This is a genomic window from Nocardia yunnanensis (genome assembly GCF_003626895.1).
In the GTDB taxonomy this organism is placed as follows: Bacteria; Actinomycetota; Actinomycetes; order Mycobacteriales; family Mycobacteriaceae; genus Nocardia; species Nocardia yunnanensis.
In genome coordinates, this window is record NZ_CP032568.1 from 1068958 (window position 1) to 1092691 (window position 23734).

Here is a 23734-nt window from a genome sequence, read left to right on the forward strand (position 1 = left end):
TACGCGTAGTGTTTGGTACTACGTCATGTCGTAGAACGGCAGGGAGGTCGGATGAGCGTCGTAGATCTGGCGCGATGGCAGTTCGGTATCACCACGGTCTATCACTTCATCCTGGTGCCACTCACCATCGGCCTCGCACCGCTCGTCGCGGGCATGCAGACCGCCTGGGTGATCACCGGGAAAGAGCACTGGCTGCGGCTCACCAAGTTTTTCGGCAAGCTTTTCCTGATCAACTTCGCCCTCGGCGTCGCCACCGGCATCGTGCAGGAATTCCAGTTCGGCATGGCCTGGAGCGAATACTCCCGCTTCGTCGGCGACGTCTTCGGCGCCCCGCTGGCCATGGAGGCGCTGGTCGCCTTCTTCCTGGAATCGACCTTCCTGGGGCTGTGGATCTTCGGGTGGTCCCGGCTGCCGCAGAAGGTGCACCTCGCCTGCATCTGGCTGGTCGCCATCGGCGTCAACGCCTCGGCGTACTTCATCATCGCCGCCAACTCGTTCATGCAGCATCCGGTCGGCGCCGAATACAACCCGGCCACCGGCCGCGCCGAACTGCACAGCATCTGGGCGGTGCTGTCCAACAACACCACCCTCGCCGCCTTCCCGCACGTGGTGGCCGGATCCTTCCTCACCGCGGGCACTTTCGTGGCCGGCATCGGCGGCTGGTGGATGGTGCGCAACGCCCGCAAGGCCAAGGCCGACGGCAACGACGCGGCCCTCGCGGACGCGCGCACCATGTGGCGGCCGAGCGCGCGCATGGGGTTGTACGTGGTGCTCATCGCGGCGGTCGCGCTCGTGTTCACCGGCGACATCCAGGGCAAGCTGATGTTCAAACAGCAGCCCATGAAGATGGCCTCGGCGGAATCGCTGTGCCACACCGCGACCGATCCGGACTTCTCGGTGCTGACCGTCGGCACCCACAACAACTGCGACAGCGTCGATCACCTCATCGAGGTGCCGTATGTGCTGCCGTGGCTGGCCACCGGCGACTTCACCGGCGTGACCCTGCAGGGCGTCAAGGATCTGCAGGTCCAGTACAACGAGAAGTACGGCGTCGGCGACTACCGGCCCAACCTGTTCGTCACCTACTGGTCGTTCCGCGCCATGATCACCTGGATGGCCGGCTCGATCCTGTTGGCACTGGCCGGATTCTGGCTCACCCGCCGCGGCCGGATCCCCGACCAGAAGTGGTTCGGCTGGCTGTCGCTGATCGCCATCGCCACCCCGTTCCTGGGCAATATCTCCGGCTGGATCTTCACCGAGATGGGCCGCCAGCCCTGGGTGGTCGCCCCCAACCCGACCGGCGACCAGCACATTCGAATGACGGTGCAGCAGGGCGTCTCCGGCGTCTCGGCGGGCACCATCCTGACCTCGCTGATCGTGTTCACCGCGCTGTACGGGCTGCTGGCCATCGGGTGGTTCTATCTGATGCGCCGCTACGTGATCGCCGGACCGGACCAGCCGCCCACGCACGACACCCCGAAGATGACCGGGGAACGCGTCGAGCAGCTTTCCTTCGCCTACTAGGAGCCGAGGATGAGTCTCCCTGAATTCTGGTTTCTGCTGATCGCGGTCCTGTTCACCGGCTATTTCGTGCTCGAGGGCTTCGACTTCGGCGTCGGCATGCTGCTGCCGATCATCGGGCGCGGCAACGAGGTGAAGAAGCGCGTCGTGCTCAACACCATCGGGCCGGTGTGGGACGGCAACGAGGTGTGGCTGCTGACCGGCGGCGGCGCCATGTTCGCGGCCTTCCCCGAGTGGTACGCCAGCCTGTTCTCCGGGTTCTACCTGGCGCTGCTGCTCATCCTGGTCGGGCTGATCGCGCGGGCGTGCGCCATCGAATGGCGCGGCAAGATCCACGATCCGCGCTGGCGCACCTGGTGCGATATCGGCATCGGACTCGGGTCCTGGATCCCGGCGCTGGCCTGGGGTCTGGCCTTTGCCAATATCGTGCGCGGGGTGAAGCTCAACGAGCACAAGCAGATTCAAGGCAACCTGTTCGATCTGCTCAACCCGTACGCCATTCTCGGCGGGCTCACCACGCTGCTGCTTTTCCTGCTGCACGGCGCGGTGTTCGTCGCGCTCAAGACCGGCAACGAGGTGCGCGACGACGCCCAGCGCATCATCCGCGGACTGTTCGTGCCCACCGCCGTGGTGGTCGCGGCCTTCGGCATCTGGACCCAGCTCGCCTACGGGCACGGCTGGACCTGGATTCCCTTGGCGCTGGCCGTGATCGGGCTGGTGGTCGCGGGCTTCGCCGCCACCCAGGGGCGTGACGGCTGGGCCTTCGCCGGCACCGCCGTCACCATCGCGGCGGCCACCGTGCTGCTGTTCGGGTCGCTGTTCCCGAACGTGCTGCCGTCCACCATCAACGACGCGTTCAGCCTCACCGTCGACGGGCGCGGCGGCACCGTGGCGGCGTCCTCGACCCACTACACGCTGGTGGTGATGAGTTGGGTGGCGGTGGCGCTGGTCCCGGTCGTGCTGATGTACCAGGCCTGGACGTACTGGGTGTTCCGCAAACGGCTCACCATGGAGCAGATCCCGGCGCCGATCGGCCTGCCCATGGCGGCCGTGGCCGAGAGCTGAACGGGCCGACATGAACGAGAACGGGCGCACCGGCGTGAAGTCCGGTGCGCCCGTTTCGTAGAGGGAGATCGACCATGGCACGACCGGTGGACCCGCGACTGTGGCGGCACGCCCGCTCGGCGCGCCGGTATCTCGGGATCAGCGTGGGGCTGTCGCTGGTCACCACCGGTGGCATCGTCGTCGCGGCGCTCGCGCTCGCGCGGGTGCTCGCCGGCGTCGTCACCGAGCCGGAGCACCGCCGAATCGGCTCCTGGACAGCCGAACTGGTGATCTTCGCGGTCGCGGTGCTGTGCCGGGTCGTGGCGACCTGGTGGCAGTCGCGGCTCGCGCACCGCGCCGGGGCCCAGGTCGTCGCCGAACTCGAGACCGCCGCCCTGACCGCGGGCGCGCAGCTGCCGCCCCGCGAATTGGAAAGCCGGCGAACCGAACTCGCGGTCGTGGTCGGCTCCGGACTGAGCGGCCTGCGCGCCTACCTCGCGGGATATCTGCCCGCGCTGATCCTGGCGCTGCTCGTCCCGCCCGTGGTGCTGGCCGTCATCGCCGTCCACGACTGGGTCTCGGGTGCGATCATCTTCGTCACCCTGCCCCTGATCCCGATCTTCATGATCCTCATCGGCCTGCTCACCCAGGGCAGATCCGCCGAGACGCTGACCGCCACCACCCGGCTGTCCGACCAGCTCCTCGATCTCTTCGCCGGCATGCCCACCCTGCGTGCCCTCGGCCGCGAAACCGCCACGGGGACAGCGGGTTCCCCGGCCCCCGGCCGGCACGAACGCGGCATGGCGGGGCGGGTCCGCGAACTCGGCGACGCACTGCACACGCGCACCATGTCCGCGCTGCGACTGGCCTTCCTGTCCTCCATGGTGCTGGAAATGCTGGCCACCCTGTGCGTGGCGCTGGTCGCGGTCTCCATCGGCATGCGGCTGGTCTTCGGCCACATGGGCCTGTACGCCGGACTGCTGGCGCTGATCCTGGCCCCCGAGGTCTACCTTCCGTTGCGCGCCGTCGGGGAACGCTTCCACGCCGCCCAGGACGGAATGGCCGCCGCCGAACGCGCTTTCGCGGTCCTCGAGCCCGGCGATGCGGCCGCGCCGAGCATCGCCGTCGAGGCGCCGCCGAGCCGGAATGTGGACGGCTACATCGACATTCGCAATCTCGGTGTCGCGGCCCGCGACGGCTACGCACCCGACCGGCTCACCGCGGACATCCGGCCCGGCGAGGTCACGGTGCTCACCGGCCCGAACGGCTGCGGCAAATCGACCGCGCTGCAAGCCATTCTGGGCCTGCTCACCCCAGACTCCGGCACCGTGCTGGTGGACGGAACGCCGGTCACCGACCTGAACCTCGACGACTGGTGGTCCCATATCGCCTGGCTGCCCCAACGCCCGGTCCTCGTCCCCGGCACCCTCCGCGCCAACCTGGAGCTCCTCGGCCCGCCCTCGAGCCCGGACCAGGTCCAGGCCGCCTGCGCCGCGACTGGATTCGACGCGGTGCTCGCCGAACTCCCGGACGGCTGGGAGACCGTCGTCGGAGCCGGCGGCCTGGGATTGTCGCTCGGGCAACGCCAGCGACTGGCCCTCACCCGCACCCTCGCCGCGCCCCGCGCGATCCTGCTCCTCGACGAACCCACCGCCCACCTCGACGACGCCAGCGAGGCAACGGTGCTCGCCGCGCTGCGCGAACGCGCCCGCGCGGGAGTCACGGTGCTCGTGGTGGCGCATCGGCCCAGCGTGCTCGCGATCGCCGACCACGTGGTGGAGGTCGATGCCACGAATCTCGCCGAACCCGGCGAGACGGTGAACGACCGTCATTCCGGCGGGACGGTGAACGTCCGTCATTCCGGCGTGCTTCTGGCCGGAATCCACCACAGCGGTACAGATCCCGGCCAAGAGCACGCCGGGATGACGAGGGGGACGGGCACGAGGGAGGTGCCGACGCGATGAAGGCGGCCTGGGCCGATTTTCGGCGAATCAGAGAACTGCTCGAACTGTCGCGGGCAAGGCTGGCGCTGTCGGTGGGATGGGGGGTGCTGGCGCTAGGCAGTGGGCTGGGGTTGGCGGCGCTGGCGGCGTGGCTGATCGCACGGGCGTGGCAGATGCCGCCGGTGCTGGATTTGAGTCTGGCCGTGGTGACCGTTCGGGCGCTGGGGATTTCGCGCGGGCTGTGCCGGTATCTGGAGCGGCTGGCCACGCACGATGTGGCGTTGCGGGCCATGAGCACCGCGCGGACCACGACGTATCGGACCTTGGCGGGTGCGGATATCTGGCGGCCGCGGCGCACCGGGGTCGCGGGCGTCGCGACGGAGCCGGCCGCTCGAGCCGGCTCCGTGGATCGGCCCGCAACACCGTCCGCCGGACCGCTCGCGGTCGACATCGGGGCGGAAGGCGCGGAGCGCCACGGCGATCCGACGCAGCTGCGGCGCGGTGAACTGCTCGGGCGGGTGATGAGCGATATCGACGATCTCGGCGCAGTCGTGGTGCGGGCGTTCGTGCCGATCGCCGTGGCGCTGATCCTGTCCGCGCTGGCGGTGGGTCTGCTGGCGAGCATCTCGGTGCCCGCGGCGGTGATTCTGGCGGTGGCGCTGGGACTTTCGGGCGTCGTCGCGCCCTGGCTGTCGGCGCGGGCGGCCCGGGAAGCGGAGTTGGCGGTACGGGCCGATCGCACCGAGTTCACCGCCGAGGCGCTCACCGTCCTCGATCACGCGCCCGAATTGCGGGTCGCGGGCAGGCTTTCCGAGGCTGTCGGCACGGCCGCCGCGGCGGGACAACGGGCGGTGGCGGCCGAGGACCGGGCAGCGCGGCACAGTGCGTGGGCGGCGGCGGTGCTGCCGCTGTCGATCGGCGCCAGCGTGCTGGGCGCGCTGCTCATCGGAATCGTGTTGTACGGCAGCGGAACCCCCGTGCCGACCGCGGGCTTCCAGACCGTCGCCCCCGGCGGCATCTCACCGATGGCGTTCACGGTGCTGGTACTGGTCCCGCTGTCGGCCTTCGAGGCGGTCGCGGTGCTGCCCGCCGCCGCCCAGGCCCTCACCACCGGCCGCGCCGCCCTGCATCGCCTCGACCGCCTCGAGCGCGCCGACCGCGCGGAATCGCCCGTCGCCACAACCGCTTTCCCGCCGCTGCCGGCGGGCCGCCGCATCGCGGTCGTCGGACCCAGCGGTGCGGGCAAGACCACCTTGCTGATGGCCTGGGCCGGCCTGTTCGACACCCCACGCCCGGGCGTCACCTTCTTCGCCGAGGACGCGCACCTGTTCGGCACCTCCGTACTCGAGAACCTGCGCGTGGCCCGCGGCGACATCACCGCCGCCGAGGCCGAATCGGCCCTGCGCGCGGTCGGCGCGGGGGAGTGGCTGGATTCGCTGCCCGACGGCGTCGACACCGAGCTGGTCGGCGGCGCCGCGGCCGTCTCGGGCGGTCAGCGCCGCCGCCTGCTGCTGGCCCGCGCCCTGCTCTCCCCGGCCCGGGTGCTGCTGCTGGACGAGCCGACCGAGCACCTGGAGGCCGAGGCCGGCGCCGAACTCCTCCGCCGCCTGCTCGACGACGCCGACGGCCTGGTGGAGCGCGATCGCACGGTGGTGGTCGTCACCCATCAGCTGCCCCCGGACGCCAAGGCCGACACCATCGTTCGCGTCGAGCCGCACACAACCGTCGCCATCGATCCTTTTATTCCCGCCTGACCTGCGGTTTCGCGGTCCGAGAAAATACGTTGCCGGGTTTGTCCCGAGCGACTAATTTCGTCGGTACACAGGAAGGAGGTGGTTCGAGAATGATTTCTAGGACACGTGAGGTGGCTGCCCGCTAGGCGCTACCGCTGCAATCGGATTCCGATCGCGCGAGCCCTCGCGAATCCAAGGCAGTCACCCGGCCCCCGAGTTACGGTCTGTCCTGACCGGACCAGCGTGAGAATGTTGCATCCTCCGCCGGTATGACTCGGGGGCCGTACCCTTTTCCGAGCCCTATCCCTGCGCCGCCGCGCTGATCGCCGTCTCCCGCTCACGGTCCGGCCAGGTCGCCGGCGGCGGACCGAAAGCGCTGTGCGCGTTGGCGATCACACCCTTGGCCAGCGCCCGGTTGCCCAGCGCCCCGATGACCGCGCCGAGGCCCGCGGGCAACGACTTGCCGAACATAAGGATCGCCCGCCGCGCCAGGAAGCGTACGAGAAAGCGCTTCACCATGGGGTTGTCGATGGAACGCACGACGGGCAGCTTGTCGCCCACCACCTTCGCCCAGTCCCGAGCCGACTGGCTGGCGTTCTTGCCCAGCAGTTCGGTGCCGCTCTCCCCGAGCACCACCGCCGCCACCAGCTTGCGCCGCTGCGCCGGCGATGCCGACTCCAGCCCGTGCACGCTGCCGCCGGCCATCGCGTACAACGCCGACATCTCCAGGAAGAACACCGATTCGACGCCGCTGACGGCCAAACCGATCAGCGTGCCGATGCCCGGCACGGCGGCGCTCAGCCCGGCCAGGGTGCCGCTGATCGTGACGACGGTCAGATACCGCGTCTCCAGGCCACCGGCGATATCCGTGGGCGGACGGTCAGGATGCCGGCGCCGCAGCCGATTCACGTATTTCGCCGCCAACGGCGCCTGCACGCCGGTCCCGGCGCGCAACATCAGCTCCACGGACTTCTGCAATGCTCGCTCGAACACGAGATCCCCTTCCAGCCGCTGGCACAGACGAAAACCGTGGTGACTTCGAGGCGCGAGACTCAGCCGATATAGCGCTGCAGACGAGCCGAGAGCCGGGGCTCCAGCGCGCCGTCCGCGGCGATGCGCTCCTCGACGTACCCCAGATCGCCGCCCTCGACGATGCCGTAGAGCCGCTTCGCGCCGCCCACCACCACGCCGGACTGGCTGCGAATCACCACGTCGGTGGCCAGCTCCCAGGACGACTGGGTGAGCGCCTGGCCGTAGAACAGTTCGACAATGCCCGAGGAGTGGGTGAGCAGCAGCTCCAGCACTTCGTCGTCACCGTCGATGCCGACCCGCCAGAAACCGCTCTCGCGCAGATCCGGCCCGGCGTACTCGCCCTTGGCGTCGATCTTCCAGGACCGCGCCTCCCAGGTCAGGTAGTCGCCGCCGTCGTGGGAGACGATGATCTGCTGACCGAAGCGGTAGTCGCCGGTGTCGGGGTCGTTGCCCTCGCCCTCGCCGCGCCACACGCCGACCAGCGGCAGCAGCGCGAGCATGGAGGAACTCAGATCCGGGCCCAACCGCAGATTGGCGGTATCCACGGGCAACGGCAGCCCGGGTAGCTCCGGAACGTTCAGCGCCCCGGTCGACTTGGCGCGCTCGGCGGCATCGGCGACCGCTTGGTCCCCGCTGCGCCGCGCGCTGTCCTCGTGGCGAACGATCGGCGTCGTGGACGACGACCCGTTGGCCACACCGTTTTCGATGTTCTCGTGGGCCGGTTCTGTCACGACTCGGTGAACAGCCGGTAGAGGACGTACAGACCGAACCAGGCGATCAGCACGGAGACGAGAACCAGCAGAATCTCGAAGGTAAGCACCACGTCTCGGAGTCTAATGCCACCGGCGAGATCAGGTGAAAACGACCCCGGGAAAATCTTCGGACAATACGAGAACGGCCCCGGGATCATGAATCCCGGGGCCGTTCTTGATGTTTCGTCCTACTTGGCGACGGTGACGTCCACGTTGTGGATGCCCGCGCCCTCCGGCGACACCTCGACGGTGCCGTTGCCGGACGCCGACAGCGCCCGCAGCGTCCAGGTGCCCGGCGCGGCGAAGAAGCGGAAGTCGCCGGTGCCCGAGGCCACGACCTCGGCGGTGAAGTCGCCGTTGCCGTCCAGCAGGCGCACGAACGCGCCGCCGACGGTCTGGCCGTCAGCGCTCAGGACGCGGCCGGTGATGACCGTCTCCTTCTCGACGTCGACGTTCGAAGGCAGGGCCTGGCCCTGGGTAGGTGCAGCACACATAGGTAATTACGCTCCCAACTCGATCGGTGCACCGACGAGGGACCCGTACTCGGTCCAGGACCCGTCGTAGTTCTTGACGTTCTGGTGGCCCAGCAGCTCCTGCAGCACGAACCAGGTGTGCGAGGAACGCTCGCCGATGCGGCAGTAGGCGATGGTCAGCTTGTCGCCGTCCAGACCGGCCTCCTGGTAGATCTCCGCCAGCTCGGCGTCGCTCTTGAAGGTGCCGTCCTCGTTCGCGGCCTTGGACCACGGCACGTTGATGGCGGTCGGGATGTGGCCGGGACGCTGCGACTGCTCCTGCGGCAGGTGGGCCGGGGCCAGGATCTTGCCGGAGAACTCGTCGGGGGAGCGCACGTCGACCAGGTTCTTGGTGCCGATGGCGTCGATGACCTCGTCGCGGAACGCGCGGATGGACAGATCCTGCGCGCCGGCCTTGTACTCGGTGGCCGCGCGGTCCTTGACGTCCTTGACCAGCGGGCGGCCGTCCAGCTCCCACTTCTTGCGGCCGCCGTCGAGCAGCTTCACGTCCTGGTGGCCGTACAGCTTGAAGTACCAGTAGGCGTAGGCGGCGAACCAGTTGTTGTTGCCGCCGTAGAGCACCACGGTGTCGTCGTTGGCGATGCCGCGCTCGGACAGCAGCGCGGAGAACTGCTCCTGGTTGACGAAGTCACGCCGGACCTGGTCCTGCAGATCCTTCTTCCAGTCGAGACGCACGGCGCCCTCGATGTGCCCCAGGTCGTAGGCGGAGGTGTCCTCGTCGACCTCGACGAGAACGACGCCGGGGGTGTTCAGGTTCTCTTCGACCCAGTCTGCGGAGACCAGGACATCGGAGCGAGCCATGTTGTTCCTTTCGATGCGTTGCCGGGAGCAGGCAGTGCGTTCGTGTGGTTGAGAGATGCGTTCGTGTGGTTGAGGGTGATCGGATCAGGCGGACGGGGAGGAGGGCGCGCGGTCACCGGAGTTCCGGAACCGTGCGACGAGCGGATAGATCTTGCAGCCCAGGCAGATTCCGAAGGCCGCGTTCAGGAACGCCGCGAACAGCGCGAAGCCGGTGAAGATCGCGCCCGCGACGGCGCTGCCCGCCGCGAACCCGAGCACACCCAGCACCGCGAAGGCCAGGCCGACCAGCTGCGCGAACCGCAGCGGCGCAACCGGTTCCAGCTCGGACGGCGCGCCGATGCGGGGCAGCACCGCGGCCGCGTAGAGCCGGCCGTAGGGGCTGCGCTTGGGACCGTAGGCCGCGCCGAGCCCGAACACGATGGCCTGCAGGGCCAGCAGCACAGTGGCGGCGGGAACCGAGAAGACGGCGACGATCAGGACGAGAGCGAGGACGCCGGTGGTGATCCAGGCGGCGAAACGCGGGCCGCGCACATCCACCCGGTCGGTGGGTAAGGCGGTCGGCTGCGGGTTCGACATGGGGGTACTCCTGCGCTGAATGGGGTATTGGCCAGGATCGCCGGAGGATCGCAGTGATCTCTCGACAGCGGGGACAAATCCGGTCGGCGACAGGGGAATACGAAAGGCCGACCGGCTAGCGGCACAGGCAGCAACAACCACCGAGCCGGCACAGGTCGACCGTGCGGCGTCGGGTGAGCATCAGCTCGCGGTTGGATTGCACGAGAGGGAGTTTACCCAATTTTCGGGGGAAATTGGACCCGGGGTCCGTAATGCTGGTCACTCGGATTCGGACGAGACCGTCAAAGGGGTCATTGACGTGCGCAAATCCGCGGCCTTCGGGACGCCGGAGATCCGGAAGCGTTCCAATCCTCGAGAATCGAATCCGAAAGTGGTGGGCAGCGAGAGCACGTTCAGCTCGCGCGCCAACTCCGGATTCGCGTCGATGTCGACCTCGAGATCCAGGGGCGGGCGCTCGGCGTCGGCCAGTTCGGCCACCACGCCCGCGACCACGCGGCGCACCGCCGCGCACGGGCCGCACCAGTCGGCGGAGAAGTGCAGCACCGCCGGGCGGCCGGGCAGCACCCCGGCCGCGGTCAGCAGCGCGTGCCGATTCGATTCGGGCTCCGGCGGATTCGCCGTCGCCCGGCTCGCGCGCACGCGGCCCTCGTTGCGGCGCACCAGGATCCCGACCACGACGCCCGCGGCCAGCATCACCAGCAGGATCTCGACCGCGATCACGGCTGGAGCCGATCCAGATCGACCGTCGCGTTGCGCTGGGTGCCCTCCACCACGATCTGGCCGCCGATGGCCTGCACCTTGGTGGGGGTGATGCCGAACGGCATGTTCTTGATGTCGATGGTCCGGGTGAAGCGGGCGAGCACCGCGGCCCGGTCCTGTTCGGGGATGACGGGGGTCTCGATCTCGGTGGCGGTGTCGCCCTGCAGGTCCCGGCCGGCGATGGCGGTGGCGGTGACGCGCACCTGATTGCCCTCGAGCCGCAGATCCGCCAGCACGTGCACCGGTTTGGTGGTGACCTTCTGACCGCCGTCGGCCACCGGGTCGGGGAAGGTCGCGGCGTCGGCGTCGGGGGTGACCGGCACGGTGCCCTCGAGAATGATCGCCCCGGTGGTCGTCACGCCGGTGCCGCCGGAACCGCCGGAGCCGTCGGACTTGTCGGCGGGCGGCCCGAAGACCTGCAGCCCCGGAATCTTGAAGATCCGGCCCAGTTCGGCCGGTTCGATGCGCAGGCCCGCGTGCACCTCGTCCACCGGGACCCGGCTCACATTGCCGTCGATGAGATTGCGCATGGACAGGTGCACGCCGCGCAGATTGGCCTCGACGGTGATCTGCCCCGGGATGTCGGGTCGCAGCGCGCGGGCGCGGACGTCCACGCTGCCGTAGGCGCCGTCGATCGCCTGGATCACGAACGGATGCCCGATCGACTCGTGGAAGGTGATCTCCGGGTCGGCGCTCAGATCCGAGCCCGTCCGCAGTAGTCGCGACACCCGGTACTCCGAATAGGCCGCGACCCCGAAATCGAGCAGCACGGCCAGCCCTGCCAGGCAGAGCAATCCGATGAGGAGCCTCCGGAAACGCATAGGTTGCACCCTAGTGGGAAACGGGGTCGTCACCGACGGCCGCGGTGTGCCACGGGCAGGTCGCGGGCCGGTGACAACGGGGTGAAGCGACGGTGGACCAGACCAACCGGTAGCGACGGTGGCCGCAGATACGAGCACCCACGCCGCGACACGCTAATGTAGGCAGCGATTACCTGTGATGACCTGCATGGGGTAGTGGCGGACAGTGCGGTAGCCACACACATGCCAGATGGGATGGAGGGCCCCGATGGAGCTGCTCCTGCTGACCTCCGACCCCAACCCCGAGGCGGTACTGCCGTCGCTGGCGTTGCTGCCGCACCATGTGCGGCCCGCGCCGACCGAGGTGGCGTCCCTGCTCGAGGCGGGTTCCGCCGATGTGGCGCTGGTGGATGCCCGGACCGACCTGGCGGCCGCGCGCGGCCTGTGCCGTTTGCTGGGCAGCACCGGATCCTCGGTGCCGGTGGTGGCGGTGCTGACCGAGGGCGGCCTGGTCGCGGTGAACGCGGACTGGGGGCTGGACGACATCCTGCTGCCCGGCACCGGCCCCGCCGAACTCGACGCCCGGCTGCGACTACTGGTGGCGCGCAACGGCGGTGTGGCCAGTCCCGAGAACACGGGCAAGATCACCCTCGGTGAGCTCGTGATCGACGAGGGCACCTACACCGCGCGGCTGCGCGGCCGCCCGCTCGATCTGACCTACAAGGAATTCGAGCTGCTGAAGTACCTCGCCCAGCACGCCGGGCGGGTCTTCACCCGCGCGCAGCTGCTGCAGGAGGTCTGGGGCTACGACTTCTTCGGCGGCACCCGCACGGTGGACGTGCACGTGCGACGCCTGCGCGCCAAGCTGGGCAGCGAATACGAGTCGCTGATCGGCACCGTGCGCAATGTCGGCTACAAGGCGGTCCGCCCGGCCCGCACTTCCGGCAAGGGCGACGCGGTCACCTTCCCCGACGCCGATGGCGACGATTCCGAACTGACGACGGCGAACGGCACGCTCTGATGGCTTCCTTTACCGACCGGCTGTCCCCCGAGACCGCGGCGGAGGTGAAGGAGCTGCTGGAGCGGGCCACGACCGCCGACGGGGTGGCCCCGGTGTCGGAACAGGCGGTGCTCTCGCTCGGAAACGATTCTCCCGCACGCCATCTGGTGGACATTCGCGACGGCGCGGTGGCCGGGTACGCGAATCTCGTTCCGGCGCACGGGGAACACCCGGCGATGGCGGAGGTCGCGGTCGATCCGGTGGCGCGTGGCCGGGGCGTCGGCGCTGGTCTGGTGACTGCCGCGCTGACGGCCGGGGGTCCGGGCGCGCGAGTCTGGGCGCACGGTGATCTGCCGCCCGCTCGGGCCGTGGCAGCCCGGCTGAACCTGTCCGTTTCGCGTGAATTGTGGCAAATGCGAAAGGGATTGGCGAACCCTCAGCTACCGGAATTGTCCGTGCCGGACGGCCTGGAGTTGCGCACCTACGCGGGCCCCTCCGACGACGCGGAACTGCTGCGCGTCAACAACGCGGCCTTCTCCTGGCATCCCGAACAGGGCGGCTGGACCACGGCCGATATCGCCGCCCGCCGCGCCGAATCCTGGTTCGACCCCAAGGGCCTGTTCCTCGCGGTCGATCCCGCCGCGCCGGAGCGCATCCTCGGATTCCACTGGACCAAGGTGCATTCCGACGAGAACCCGCCGATCGGTGAGGTCTACGTGGTCGGCATCGACCCCGCCGCCCAAGGTCGCGGCCTGGGCCGGCTGCTCACGCTGGCGGGCCTGCACTACCTCGCCGAGCGCGGCCTGGACGCGGTGCTGCTCTACACCGAGGGCGACAACACCGCGGCCGTGCACACCTACACCCGGCTCGGATTCACCCGGTTCCACATCGACGTCGCGTACTCCGGCGCGCCGTAAATTCCACTCCGCAACAGTGCGGCTAATGTCACACGACATGCGCCGGAATCGGGTGGGGTTGTTCATCTTCAGTTCACCTGCCCAGGTCCAACTGTCAACCAGCCGCCCCTACGTTGCAAGTGGGCCGCGAACCGCTGCCCGGTGCGCTAGTTCGCAGCGAACAGCCGCCACCTCGCGCCCGTCCGACCGTTGAGGGGTTGGACGTGCATCGTGATTCCCGGAGGAATTGGTGAATCTCAAGCGCAGTAGCGCCCTGCTCGGTGTGTTGGCCGCGGCCGGCGCCCTGACCCTGTCCGCCTGTGGCAGTGACAACAACAGCTCTGCCAACGGCGCCGCCAAGATCGATGTCGCCTGCGGCGGCAAGTCCTCGCTCAAGGCCAGCGGCTCCACCGCCCAGAAGAACGCGATGGACCGTTTCGTCGCCGCCTACCAGGCCAACTGCTCCAGCGCGAAGCTGGACTACACCGGCTCGGGCTCCGGCGCCGGCGTCAACGACTTCCTCGGCAACCAGACCGATTTCGCGGGTTCGGACTCCCCGCTGGATCCGGCCAAGGGCGAGACCGACAAGGCCGCCGCCCGCTGCGCCAGCCCGGCCTGGAACCTGCCCGCCGTGTTCGGCCCGATCGCGGTCGCCTACAACATCCCGGGCATCGACGACCTGGTGCTGGACCCGCCGACCATCGCCAAGATCTTCTCCGGTGACATCACCGCCTGGAACGATCCCGCGATCAAGGCCCTGAACTCCAACAAGGCCGACAAGCTGCCCTCGGACAAGATCGGTGTGATCTACCGCTCCGACGAGTCGGGCACCACCGACAACTTCCAGAAGTACCTGACCGCCGCCGGCGGCTACGCCAAGGGCGCGGGCAAGGCGTTCAACGGCGGCGTCGGTGAGGGCGTCAAGGGCTCGGACGGCACCTCGGCCGCGGTCTCGACCACCAAGTTCACCATCACCTACACCGAGTGGTCCTTCGCCAAGGCGCAGAAGCTGTCCACCGTGCGGGTGCTGACCACCGCCACCTCCAACGACCCCAAGCCGGTCGACCTGACCGCCGAGACCGCCGCCAAGGCCGTCGACGCCGCCAAGGTCAAGGGCGAGGGCAACGACCTGGTGCTGGACAACAGCTCGATCTACAAGCCGACCACCGGCGGCGCGTACCCGATCATGCTGGCCACCTACGAGATCGTCTGCTCGAAGTACAGCGACGCCGACACCGCCAAGGCCGTCAAGGCGTTCCTGACCTCCGCGGTCGGCAACGGCCAGACCGGTCTCGCGGACGCCGGCTACGTGCCGCTGCCGGACGCCTTCAAGACCAAGCTCACCACCGCGATCAACGCCATTCAGTGATCGCCTGATCGAAACAACCACGATGACCGTGCACGACGAAACCGCATTCTCGGGTGTGTCCGTTTCGACCGACCCGACGAATGACCGTGCCCAACGGCCGGGGGATACTGCGCTGATGCCGACCGAACCCAGCACCAAACCGGCCGCGGGGCGCGGCGCACCCACCAAGTTCGGCGCGGAGTTCGCGTTCCGCTCGGCGGCCACGGCCGCCGGTGGCATCATCGTCGCCGCCATCGCCCTGATCGCATTGTTCCTGCTGATCAGGGCGTGGCCCTCGATCCTGGCGAACAAGGCGAACTTCTTCACCACCACCGACTTCAACGTCAAGACCGACGACAACCTGCACTTCGGCATCAAGGACCTGCTCACGGTCACGGTGTTGAGCTCGTTGTTCGCGCTCGCGATCGCGGTGCCGATCGGTGTCGGGATCGCGTTGTTCCTGACGCAGTATTCGCCGAAGTCGTTGGCGCGGCCGTTCTCGGCCATCGTGGATCTGCTGGCGGCGGTGCCGTCGATCGTGTTCGGCCTGTGGGGTTTTCTCATCGTCGCCCCGAAGCTGAGCCCCTTCGAGGCCTTCCTGAACAAGCACCTGAGCTGGCTGTTCCTGTTCTCCGACGGCAATGTCAGCATTTCCGGCGGCGGCAATATCTTCACCGCGGGTGTGGTGCTCGCGGTGATGATCCTGCCGATCATCACCTCGGTCAGCCGGGAGGTGTTCGGGTTGACCCCGCGCTCGCAGATCGAGGCGGCGCAGGCGCTGGGCGCGACCAAGTGGGAAGTGGTGCGGCTGACCGTGCTGCCCTTCGGCCGCTCGGGTGTGATCGCCGGTTCCATGCTCGGTCTGGGCCGCGCGCTCGGTGAGACCATCGCGGTGCTGATCGTGCTGCGCACCTCGCCCAAGCCGGCGAACTGGTCGCTGTTCGACGGCGGCTACACCTTCGCCTCCCGAATCGCGGCCTCCGCCTCGGAATTCAGCTCCAAGCTGCCGACCGGCGCCTACGTCGCCGCCGGTTTCGTGTTGTTCGCTCTGACGTTCGTCGTCAACGCACTGGCTCGGCTGGCCGCCGGCGGGAAGGTGAACGGATGACCGCCACGCTCGACAAGCCGATCAAGGCGCCGACCTTCCGGCATGTCAGTACCGCGCGCCGGATCAAGAACAATCTCGCCACCGGCGTGGTGTGGCTGTGCTTCGGCCTGGCCCTGGTGCCGCTGCTGTGGGTGCTGCTGACCGTGGTCCAGAAGGGCGCGGCCGCGCTCACCCGGTCGGGCTGGTTCACGAAGTCGCAGAACGGCGTGCTGCCGGATTCGCATGCCGGCGGCGTCTATCACGCCATCTACGGCACCATCGTGCAGGCGGGCATCGCCGCGGTCATCGCGGTGCCGCTGGGCATCATGGCCGCGGTCTTCCTGGTCGAGTACGGGCGCGGCTGGCTGGCCAAGACCACCACCTTCATGGTGGACATCCTGGCCGGTGTGCCCTCGATCGTGGCAGCGCTGTTCATCTTCGCGCTGTGGATCGCGACCCTGGGCAACCCGCAGAGCGCCTTCGCGGTGTCGCTGGCGCTGGTGCTGCTCATGCTGCCGGTGGTGGTGCGCTCCACCGAGGAGATGCTCAAGCTGGTGCCGGACGAATTGCGGGAGGCCTCTTACGCTCTCGGCATTCCGAAGTGGAAAACCATTGTGCGGATCGTCATTCCGACGGCCGCGCCCGGCATGATCTCCGGCATGCTGCTGGCCGTCGCCCGCGTCATGGGTGAGACCGCCCCGGTGCTGGTGCTGGTCGGGTACTCGAAGGCCATCAATTTCGATGTCTTCCACGGCAATATGGCCTCGCTGCCGCTGCTGATGTACCAGGAGCTGTCCAACCCGGAGCCCGCCGGCCGCGAGCGCATCTGGGGTGCGGCGCTGACCCTGATCCTGATCATCGCGCTGCTGTACGCCGCCGCCGCAGCGGTCAACAAGCTGCTGACGCGGAATCGATAGAAGGAAAGACTGATGGCCAAGCGAATTGACGTCAAAGACCTCAATATCTACTACGGCAAGTTCCATGCCGTCGCCAATGTCGGTCTGACCGTGCTGCCGCGCAGCGTGACGGCGTTCATCGGTCCCTCCGGCTGTGGCAAGTCGACCGTGCTGCGCGCGCTCAACCGCATGCACGAGGTGACCCCGGAGGCCCGCGTCGAGGGCGCTGTGCTGCTCGACGGCGAGGACATCTACGGCTCCCAGGTCGATCCGGTCGGCGTGCGCCGCACCATCGGCATGGTGTTCCAGCGGCCGAACCCGTTCCCCACCATGTCGATTCGCGACAATGTGGTGGCCGGGCTCAAGCTGCAGGGTGTGCGCAACAAGGGCCAGTTGGACGAGGTGGCCGAGCAGTCGCTGCGCGGCGCCAACCTCTGGAACGAGGTCAAGGACCGCCTCGACAAGCCGGGCGGCGGCCTTTCCGGCGGTCAGCAGCAGCGCTTGTGCATCGCCCGCGCCATCGCGGTGTCGCCGGACGTGCTGCTCATGGACGAGCCGTGTTCGGCGCTGGACCCCATCTCCACGCTCGCGATCGAGGATCTGATCACCGAGCTGAAGAAGGAGTTCACCATCGTCATCGTCACCCACAACATGCAGCAGGCCGCGCGCGTGAGTGACCAGACGGCGTTCTTCAACCTGGAAGCCCAGGGCAGGCCCGGCAAACTCATCGAAATCGACGAGACCGAGAAGATCTTCTCCAACCCGTCGCAGAAGCAGACCGAGGACTACATCTCCGGCCGCTTCGGATAAACAGACTCGCTGTCCCGCCTCTCCGAGCCTTCAGCGCCCGGCAAAGAGCCGTGGATAGTCACGCACGCGTGCCGCCGGTTGGTAGCCGAGCCAATTTCGGGGGTACCCGGGGAGTTACCCCGGTCGGCACGAGATCAGTTGTCACCTGCCATTCGGCGTCGACGGCCCCTGTCTTTGGCAGGGGCCGTTTCTTTGTGGCGTCCGTCATATGGCCTGCGGGCAATTGTGTGCAACCGTCGGTCACGGTTACTCTGACATTGCTGGTAAACCGATCGGTTTAGTAAGGAGGTGTCGGATGACCGTCTCAATGGCGAGCCTGGGATCCGGACGGACCGCGACGGGGCTGTCGCAGCGGGCGAAGGTGGCGGCGCTGGTCGCCATCTGTCTCGCGGAACTGCTTGTGGTGCTGGACAACACGCTGGTGAACGTGGCCCTGCCGTCGATGGCGGTGCAGCTACAGGCCGATATGAGCGGTCTGCAGTGGATCGTGGACGCGTTCACGCTGGCCTTCTCCGGGCTGCTGCTGGCCATGGGACACCTCGGCGACCGGTACGGGCGGCGGCGATTCATGATCATCGGCCTGACCGGCGTGGCCGTTATGTCGGCGGCGGGCGCCCTGTCCTCGGGCCTCGGCCAGGTCATCGCGGCCCGCGCCGGCATGGGCGTGTTCGCGGCGGTGGTCTTCCCCGCCACGCTGGCGCTCATCACCAATATCTTCACCGCCAAACGCGAACGCGCCGCGGCCATCGCGCTGTGGACCGCCATGGCCGGCATCGCCGTCGCCATCGGGCCGACCATCGGCGGCTGGCTGCTGCAGTACTTCTCGTGGCATTCGGTGTTCTGGATCAATGTGCCGGTGGCGCTGGCGGCCATCGCGGCCGTGCTGGTGACCGTGCCGGAATCCCGTGCGCCGCACGTGGATCGGCTCGACCGGGTGGGCGTGGTGCTGTCGCTGGCCGCGATCACCGCCCTGGTGTGGTCGATCATCGAGGCGCCCAAGCACGGCTGGTTCGCCGCGCAAAGCCTTGCGGGCTACCTGGTTTCGATCATCCTGCTGACCGTGTTCGTCACCTGGGAGCTGCGCACCCCGACGCCGGTGCTGAACATGCGCCTGTTCCGCAATCGCCGCTTCGCGCTGCCGTCGCTGGCGATCACGGTGTCCTACTTCTCGGCGTTCGGCTTCCTGTTCCTGATCACCCAGTACTTCCAGGGCGTCAAGGAGCTGACCCCGCTCGAATTCGGCATCCACTCACTGCCTTTCGCGGTCGCCGTCGGTTTCGGCGCGCCCATCGCGACCATGCTGGCGCAGCGGCTGGGCACCACGGCCATGCTGGTGTCGGGACTGCTGATCCTCGCGGTCGCCATGTACCTGGCGGGACAGACGACCGTCGACACCCCGTATCTGGGACCGGTCGTGGTGTCGATGATCCTGATGGGCCTGGGGTTCGCGGTGGTGCAGGGTCCGGCGACCGAATCCATCATGGGCGCGGTGCCGGTCGAGGAGGCGGGCGCGGGCTCCGCGGTCAACGACACCACCCGCGAGGTGGGCGGCGCGCTGGGCGTGGCGCTGCTCGGCTCGATCATGACCTCGGTCTACGCCCACCGCATCGGCGGCAAGATCGACGCCATCCCGAGCCAGATCATGAACGCGCGCCAGAAGGACCTGGCGAGCAATACCCCGATCAGCGTCATCGAGATCATCAAGGCCCCGGTGAATCCGCTCCTGGCCCCGGCCAAGACGGACCTGATCCACGCCATGAAGGTCGCGGCCATGCAGGGCGCGGAGGCCGCTTCGTATGTGGCGGTCGGCACCCTGGCCGTCTGCGCGCTCATCGTCGCCGCGACCCTGCCATGGCGGGTCGAGAAGGGCGAATCCGTCCTCATGGGCTGGCGCGAATCCGACGAGGACTGACCGGCCATCCGAAAACGGGCCCCGGGGCTTCTGCCCTGGGGCCCTTGGCGTTTCAGGGTCTGCCCCTGAGCGGCCCTGGAGGGCTAGATGCTCTCCTTCTCGGAGTCCGGGTCCGGCGGCAGCACGCCGGTGACCAGGAACACCACCCGCCGCCCGATCTCCACCGCATGGTCGGCGAACCGCTCGTAGTAACGCCCGAGCAGCGCCACGTCCACGGCCGAGGCCACGCCGAACTGCCAGTCGCGGTCCATGATCAGCGTGAACAGGTGCTTGCGCAGATCGTCCATCGCCTCGTCGTCGTCGGTGAGCTTGGCGGCCCGCTCGGGATCGCGGGACTCCAGCACCTCCTTGGCGGTGGCCCCCATTTTCACGGCGACCCGGCCCATTTCGGCGAAGTAGCTGTTGACGGCTTCCGGCACGGCGTGCGCGGGGAAGCGGCGCCGGGTCATCTTGGCGACGTGCAGCGACAGTACACCCATCCGGTTGACGTCGGCCACGATCTGAATGGCGCTGACCACCTGCCGCAAATCTCCGGCGACCGGGGCCTGCAGCGCCAGCAGCGCGAAGGCCTTCTCCTCGGCGAGCGTGATCATCTCGGCGATGCGGTCGTATTCGCTGATCACCTGCTCCGCGAGCTCGAGATCGGCATTGAGCAGGGACTGGGTGGCCCGCTCCATCGCCGATCCGGCGAGCCCGGCCATGCCGCCGAGCAGATCGGCGAGCTCGGCCATTTGTTCGTTGTAGATGACACGCATAGGTCAAGACATTAGTGCGCACCGCTGACCAAGTCACCAACTGCGGGTTAACCGTCGGTGCCGCCCGGTTCCAGCAACGTCACCGCAGCTGAGCCGGGCGGGGCGGGCGACTATTTGCAGAGGTCGTCGGCGGCGTTGACGTGCTCGAGATCGGAGGGGAGTGTGACCGGGGCCGCACTCGGCCCGCCCGCGTCGGTCGGGGTGTCGGGCAGCGTCTGGCCGAAGGCGGTCGGCGCCTTCACCGTGCCCGCGAAGTCGCTGCCGACCACCACCTCGACAATGCTGCCCAGCCCGTTCGCCGGTTCCAGCACCGCGCCCGGCAGGGAGCTGGCCACGGTGGCGGCCTCGGCCTCGTGCCCGCTGGAGTAGCGGACCGTGGTCTTGGCGGAGGTGCCGTCGTAGTTGCCGGTGCTGTAGATCCCGAAGCCCTGGTTGGCGAGTTTGGTCGCGGTGGTGCTCGCGACGCCCGCCTGCCCCGAGCCGTTGGACACCTGCAGCGAGACGGTGCTCGGATCCACCGCCGTCAGTTTGGCTTTGGGGGCGGGTGCGACGCTCGCGGGACTGGCGGGGGCGTCGGTCTTCTTCTCGCCGGGCAGCGGCTGATCGTCGATGATGGCCCGGAAGATGGCCTTGATATCGGATTCGCGCGGGATCTCGTTGCCGTAGGACGTGGTGCCCGCGGTGGGGACGGTCAGGAAGGTGATGTTGCCGGCCTGCATCTTCTGCATCGAACGGCCCAGCGTCAGCAGGTCTTTGGTGGTGACGTTGTCCATGAACGAGTGCTGGGCGAAGGCGTTGATGAACCCGTTGAGCTTGGCCGGATCCATCAGCACCTTGCTCGACAGCGCGCTGCGCAACAGCGAGGACAGGAACCGCTGCTGCCGGTTGATGCGGTCGTAGTCGCTGCGCTCCTCGCCGTACACGTGGCGGGCGCGCACGTAATCCAGGGCGGTGGCACCGTTCACGATCTGCTTGCCCGGCGTGGTGAGCACGGTGCCGAGCACCTCGTCGACCAGTGGTTTGGTGGTGCACACCTCGACGCCGCCGACCACGTCGACCATGGATTCGAAGCCGGAGAAGTCGATGCCGACGAAGTGATTGATCTTCAGGCCCGACAGTTTGGTGATCACCTTGGTCAGGCATTTGGGCCCGCCCAGCGCGTAGGTGGCGTTGAGCTTGTCGCCTACGGCCCCAGGGAATTTCACGCCGCTGTAGGCGGCCTTGTCGTTGTCCCAGCCCTCGCAGTCCGGCCGGGTCACGTCGAGGTCGCGGGGGAAGGAGACGGCGACCGCGCGCGCCCGGTTGGCCGGGATGTTGACCAGCATGACGGTGTCGGAGCGCGCGCCCTCGGCATCGTCCTGGGTGCCCGCGCCCAACTGGCTGTTGGCGCCGGCGCGGGTGTCGGTGCCGACGATGAGGAAGTTCTCGTCACCGGTCTGCCCGTCGGCGTCGACCACGTCGTCGTTGTTGTCCTCGATGGCGGAGACCTTGGTGAAGTTGTTGTCCTTCTCGCGCAGATAACCCCAGCCGCCGCCGGTGACGAGCAACGCGACGATCGCGATCATCGCGAGGGCCGCGCGCCCGGCGATCCGCAGCTGCCGGTTGCGCCGCCGCTGGACCGGTGACACGCGTTTGGCCGGTTCGGCGCCGACGGCGGCGGGCAGGGCGGTGGTCGGATAGTCGGCGGGGGAGGCCACCCTGCGGCCGAGCAGTGCCTTGGCCCGGGCGGCGGTCGCGGTGGGCGGGGGCGGGGTGGCCGCGGTGACCGGGGGTAGTTCCTCGGTGACGGGGTCGGTGAGGGGCTCGGCGGGGCGCACGGTCCGGTTGCTTCCGGTCCCGGGCGCATTGGCGACGCGCCGGAGGTGGCTGGTGTCGCGGACCGCGCGCTGTGCGCCGGTGCCCGGCGGCGGCGTCGAAGCCGTTGCGCTGCCGGTCGTTTCGTCCGTCTCGTCCGCCTTGCGCCGGCGGCGGGTCTGCCGCTCGCTGTCGACCCGCTCGACCAGATCCTGGACCGAGATCGGCGCGGCCGCGGCGCCGGTGTCGTCGTGCCGGGCGCGGCGCCCGGTGGGCGCGGGCTCGTCGGGGTCCGCCGGGTAGCGCTCCCAGGGGGCGCGACCTCCGGGCCGTGGCGTGCGGCCGTACCGATCGTCACCCACCAACGAACCTCACTTTGCTCTTGATACCGAGGGCCATGATAACGATTTCGCCACGATCAACCACTCGAACATATGTCCATCGAGGTGGGTCCGATTTTGCCGGTTTATCCGGGTATTTCCGGGACCCGGAGGGGGTGCTCCGGAAAGTGTGCCAGGGTGACGGCGCAACGCCCGGGAGCTGCGCCGGGCGTCGTCCGGATCGAATCGTCGCGGTGCGCTCAGCCGCCGCTGTGCATGACGTCCGCGGCGGCGGGGACGGTCGCGTCCTCCGGATCGTCGAGCCAGCCGTCGGGCAGCGCGACCTTGGTCTGCGGCGAGCCCTGCCGCCCGCGCGGTCCGAGCGCGTCGTCCGGGAACGGCACGTCCGGGTCGAGCTGCCCGACCAGATCCCCGATCTGCGCCAGGCTGGTGACGGTGGCGAACTGGCGGCGCAGCGCCGAACCCACCGGGAAGCCCATCAGGTACCAGGCCATGTGCTTGCGGATATCGCGCATGGCCTTGTCCTCGCCGTCGTGCTCGACGAGCAGCGCGGCATGCCGGTAGAGGATCTCGCCGACCTTGCCCAGCGTGGGTCCGGCCGGGATCGGCTCACCGCGCAGGGCCGCGCTCAGTTCCGCGAACAGCCACGGCCGGCCCAGGCAGCCGCGGCCGACGACCACACCGTCGCAACCGGTTTCGGCCATCATGCGCAGCGCGTCGTCGGCGGTGAAGATGTCGCCGTTGCCCAGCACCGGGATGCTGGTGACGGTCTCCTTGAGCCGCGTGATGGCGCTCCAGTCGGCCTGCCCGGAGTACAGCTGGGCGGCGGTGCGGGCGTGCAGCGAAACCGCCGCCGCGCCTTCGGCTTCCGCGATGCGCCCGGTGTCGAGGTAGGTGTGGTGCTCGTCGTCGATGCCGATGCGGAATTTGAAGGTGACCGGCACATCGCCTGCGGCGGAGACCATCTCGCGCACGATCTCGCGGAACAGCCGCCGCTTGTAGGGCAGGGCCGAGCCGCCGCCGAGGCGGGTCACCTTGCGCACCGGGCAGCCCAGGTTCATATCGATGTGGTCGGCCCAGCCCTCGCCGACCACGATGCGCACGGCCTCGCCGAGCGTCTTGGGGTCGACCCCGTAGAGCTGCATGGAGCGCGGCGATTCGTCGGGTCCGAAGGCCATCATGGCGAGCGTCTTCGCGTTGCGTTCCACGATGGCGCGCGCGGTGATCATCTCGCACACGTACAGCGAAGTGGCGCTGCCGAATTCGCGGCACAGGGTGCGGAAGGCGACATTGGTGATGCCCGCCATGGGGGCCAGCACGACCGGCGGATCGAGCGGGTAGGGCCCGATTCGCAACTCGGTCTTGGGGGCGTCCAGCGAGGCAGTCACGCCGTCAAGTCTC

Annotated in this window: 21 protein-coding genes; 11 read left to right on the top strand and 10 right to left on the bottom strand. The window is 68.6% G+C overall.

The genetic code is table 11. The features are described from left to right. The first annotated feature begins 51 nt into the window (after positions 1-51). The 4 genes from D7D52_RS05050 (at position 52) to D7D52_RS05065 (ending at position 6262) form a co-directional block, all read left to right on the top strand. A complete protein-coding gene (locus tag D7D52_RS05050) occupies positions 52-1524 on the top strand; it encodes a cytochrome ubiquinol oxidase subunit I (protein ID WP_120735269.1) in 1473 nt (490 codons plus the stop codon). A gap of 9 nt (positions 1525-1533) precedes the next feature. Beyond that, positions 1534-2586: a cytochrome d ubiquinol oxidase subunit II gene (gene cydB, locus D7D52_RS05055; RefSeq protein ID WP_120735270.1), complete on the top strand. Its 1053-nt coding sequence runs from the start codon at positions 1534-1536 to the stop codon at positions 2584-2586. A 74-nt stretch (positions 2587-2660) separates the two neighbouring features. Continuing rightward, positions 2661-4529: a thiol reductant ABC exporter subunit CydD gene (gene cydD, locus D7D52_RS05060; RefSeq protein WP_120735271.1), complete on the top strand. Its 1869-nt coding sequence runs from the start codon at positions 2661-2663 to the stop codon at positions 4527-4529. Beyond that, positions 4526-6262 carry an ATP-binding cassette domain-containing protein gene (locus D7D52_RS05065; protein WP_120735272.1) on the top strand — a complete coding sequence of 579 codons (1737 nt, stop codon included), beginning with the start codon at positions 4526-4528 and terminating at the stop codon, positions 6260-6262. Before cydD ends, D7D52_RS05065 begins: the two co-directional genes overlap by 4 nt. Before the next feature lie 279 nt (positions 6263-6541). On the opposite strand, the gene D7D52_RS05070 is transcribed toward D7D52_RS05065, so the two are convergent. The 7 genes from D7D52_RS05070 to D7D52_RS05100 form a co-directional block, all read right to left on the bottom strand. Further along, positions 6542-7234 carry a YbdD/YjiX family protein gene (locus D7D52_RS05070; protein ID WP_120735273.1) on the bottom strand — a complete coding sequence of 231 codons (693 nt, stop codon included), beginning with the start codon at positions 7232-7234 and terminating at the stop codon, positions 6542-6544. 59 nt (positions 7235-7293) lie between these two features. Then, the gene (locus tag D7D52_RS05075; RefSeq protein WP_120743820.1) at positions 7294-7968 is read right to left on the bottom strand and encodes a heme-binding beta-barrel domain-containing protein; all 675 of its coding nucleotides are present in this window, start codon (positions 7966-7968) and stop codon (positions 7294-7296) included. A 245-nt stretch (positions 7969-8213) separates the two neighbouring features. After that, positions 8214-8519, bottom strand: coding sequence for a DUF1416 domain-containing protein (locus D7D52_RS05080; RefSeq protein ID WP_120735274.1), 306 nt, complete (start codon positions 8517-8519; stop codon positions 8214-8216). 6 nt (positions 8520-8525) lie between these two features. Then, entirely contained in the window at positions 8526-9359 is an 834-nt protein-coding gene (locus D7D52_RS05085; protein WP_120735275.1) for a sulfurtransferase, read from the bottom strand. Between the two features lie 84 nt (positions 9360-9443). Further along, the gene (locus D7D52_RS05090; RefSeq protein ID WP_120735276.1) at positions 9444-9935 is read right to left on the bottom strand and encodes a DUF4395 domain-containing protein; all 492 of its coding nucleotides are present in this window, start codon (positions 9933-9935) and stop codon (positions 9444-9446) included. Positions 9936-10193: 258 nt separating this feature from the next. Next, positions 10194-10655: a thioredoxin family protein gene (locus D7D52_RS05095; protein ID WP_120735277.1), complete on the bottom strand. Its 462-nt coding sequence runs from the start codon at positions 10653-10655 to the stop codon at positions 10194-10196. Then, positions 10652-11515: an LmeA family phospholipid-binding protein gene (locus tag D7D52_RS05100; protein WP_120735278.1), complete on the bottom strand. Its 864-nt coding sequence runs from the start codon at positions 11513-11515 to the stop codon at positions 10652-10654. Before D7D52_RS05100 ends, D7D52_RS05095 begins: the two co-directional genes overlap by 4 nt. 247 nt (positions 11516-11762) lie before the next feature. Here D7D52_RS05100 and D7D52_RS05105 point away from each other — a divergent pair, with 247 nt between their 5' ends. The 7 genes from D7D52_RS05105 to D7D52_RS05135 all read left to right on the top strand — a co-directional run bounded on the left by D7D52_RS05105 (position 11763) and on the right by D7D52_RS05135 (position 19443). Beyond that, on the top strand, positions 11763-12515 hold the full coding sequence (locus tag D7D52_RS05105; protein WP_120735279.1) for a winged helix-turn-helix transcriptional regulator: 753 nt from the start codon (positions 11763-11765) through the stop codon (positions 12513-12515). Continuing rightward, complete coding sequence (mshD, locus tag D7D52_RS05110; protein WP_120735280.1) at positions 12515-13411, top strand: mycothiol synthase; 897 nt, start codon at positions 12515-12517, stop codon at positions 13409-13411. Before D7D52_RS05105 ends, mshD begins: the two co-directional genes overlap by 1 nt. Positions 13412-13640: 229 nt before the next feature. Next, positions 13641-14759 (top strand): phosphate ABC transporter substrate-binding protein PstS, encoded by a 1119-nt coding sequence (gene pstS, locus D7D52_RS05115; protein WP_120743821.1) that lies wholly within the window; start codon positions 13641-13643, stop codon positions 14757-14759. A gap of 115 nt (positions 14760-14874) precedes the next feature. Then, a complete protein-coding gene (pstC, locus tag D7D52_RS05120) occupies positions 14875-15846 on the top strand; it encodes a phosphate ABC transporter permease subunit PstC (RefSeq protein ID WP_120743822.1) in 972 nt (323 codons plus the stop codon). After that, entirely contained in the window at positions 15843-16742 is a 900-nt protein-coding gene (gene pstA, locus D7D52_RS05125; RefSeq protein WP_120735281.1) for a phosphate ABC transporter permease PstA, read from the top strand. The genes pstC and pstA overlap by 4 nt, the downstream gene beginning before the upstream one ends. A gap of 12 nt (positions 16743-16754) precedes the next feature. Then, positions 16755-17531, top strand: a complete 777-nt coding sequence (gene pstB, locus D7D52_RS05130) for a phosphate ABC transporter ATP-binding protein PstB (protein WP_120735282.1) — start codon at positions 16755-16757, stop codon at positions 17529-17531. Between the two features lie 307 nt (positions 17532-17838). Continuing rightward, positions 17839-19443: an MFS transporter gene (locus tag D7D52_RS05135; protein WP_120735283.1), complete on the top strand. Its 1605-nt coding sequence runs from the start codon at positions 17839-17841 to the stop codon at positions 19441-19443. 83 nt (positions 19444-19526) lie between these two features. On the opposite strand, the gene phoU is transcribed toward D7D52_RS05135, so the two are convergent. The 3 genes from phoU to dusB form a co-directional block, all read right to left on the bottom strand. Further along, positions 19527-20198, bottom strand: coding sequence for a phosphate signaling complex protein PhoU (gene phoU, locus D7D52_RS05140; protein WP_120735284.1), 672 nt, complete (start codon positions 20196-20198; stop codon positions 19527-19529). A gap of 110 nt (positions 20199-20308) precedes the next feature. Then, positions 20309-22354 (bottom strand): LCP family protein, encoded by a 2046-nt coding sequence (locus tag D7D52_RS05145; protein WP_120735285.1) that lies wholly within the window; start codon positions 22352-22354, stop codon positions 20309-20311. A 218-nt stretch (positions 22355-22572) separates the two neighbouring features. Beyond that, positions 22573-23721, bottom strand: a complete 1149-nt coding sequence (dusB, locus tag D7D52_RS05150) for a tRNA dihydrouridine synthase DusB (RefSeq protein ID WP_187703113.1) — start codon at positions 23719-23721, stop codon at positions 22573-22575. Positions 23722-23734 lie beyond the last annotated feature (13 nt).

Bases quoted from the DNA above. Each gene is read 5' to 3' on its own strand.
- D7D52_RS05100 (WP_120735278.1), bottom strand. From the start codon at position 11,515: ATGCGTTTCCGGAGGCTCCTCATCGGATTGCTCTGCCTGGCAGGGCTG.
- pstA (WP_120735281.1), top strand. From the start codon at position 15,843: ATGACCGCCACGCTCGACAAGCCGATCAAGGCGCCGACCTTCCGGCAT.
- cydB (WP_120735270.1), top strand. From the start codon at position 1,534: ATGAGTCTCCCTGAATTCTGGTTTCTGCTGATCGCGGTCCTGTTCACC.
- pstC (WP_120743822.1), top strand. From the start codon at position 14,875: ATGCCGACCGAACCCAGCACCAAACCGGCCGCGGGGCGCGGCGCACCC.
- D7D52_RS05135 (WP_120735283.1), top strand. From the start codon at position 17,839: ATGGCGAGCCTGGGATCCGGACGGACCGCGACGGGGCTGTCGCAGCGG.
- phoU (WP_120735284.1), bottom strand. From the start codon at position 20,198: ATGCGTGTCATCTACAACGAACAAATGGCCGAGCTCGCCGATCTGCTC.
- D7D52_RS05085 (WP_120735275.1), bottom strand. From the start codon at position 9,359: ATGGCTCGCTCCGATGTCCTGGTCTCCGCAGACTGGGTCGAAGAGAAC.
- D7D52_RS05050 (WP_120735269.1), top strand. From the start codon at position 52: ATGAGCGTCGTAGATCTGGCGCGATGGCAGTTCGGTATCACCACGGTC.
- D7D52_RS05080 (WP_120735274.1), bottom strand. From the start codon at position 8,519: ATGTGTGCTGCACCTACCCAGGGCCAGGCCCTGCCTTCGAACGTCGAC.
- cydD (WP_120735271.1), top strand. From the start codon at position 2,661: ATGGCACGACCGGTGGACCCGCGACTGTGGCGGCACGCCCGCTCGGCG.
- pstB (WP_120735282.1), top strand. From the start codon at position 16,755: ATGGCCAAGCGAATTGACGTCAAAGACCTCAATATCTACTACGGCAAG.
- D7D52_RS05090 (WP_120735276.1), bottom strand. From the start codon at position 9,935: ATGTCGAACCCGCAGCCGACCGCCTTACCCACCGACCGGGTGGATGTG.
- mshD (WP_120735280.1), top strand. From the start codon at position 12,515: ATGGCTTCCTTTACCGACCGGCTGTCCCCCGAGACCGCGGCGGAGGTG.
- D7D52_RS05105 (WP_120735279.1), top strand. From the start codon at position 11,763: ATGGAGCTGCTCCTGCTGACCTCCGACCCCAACCCCGAGGCGGTACTG.
- D7D52_RS05065 (WP_120735272.1), top strand. From the start codon at position 4,526: ATGAAGGCGGCCTGGGCCGATTTTCGGCGAATCAGAGAACTGCTCGAA.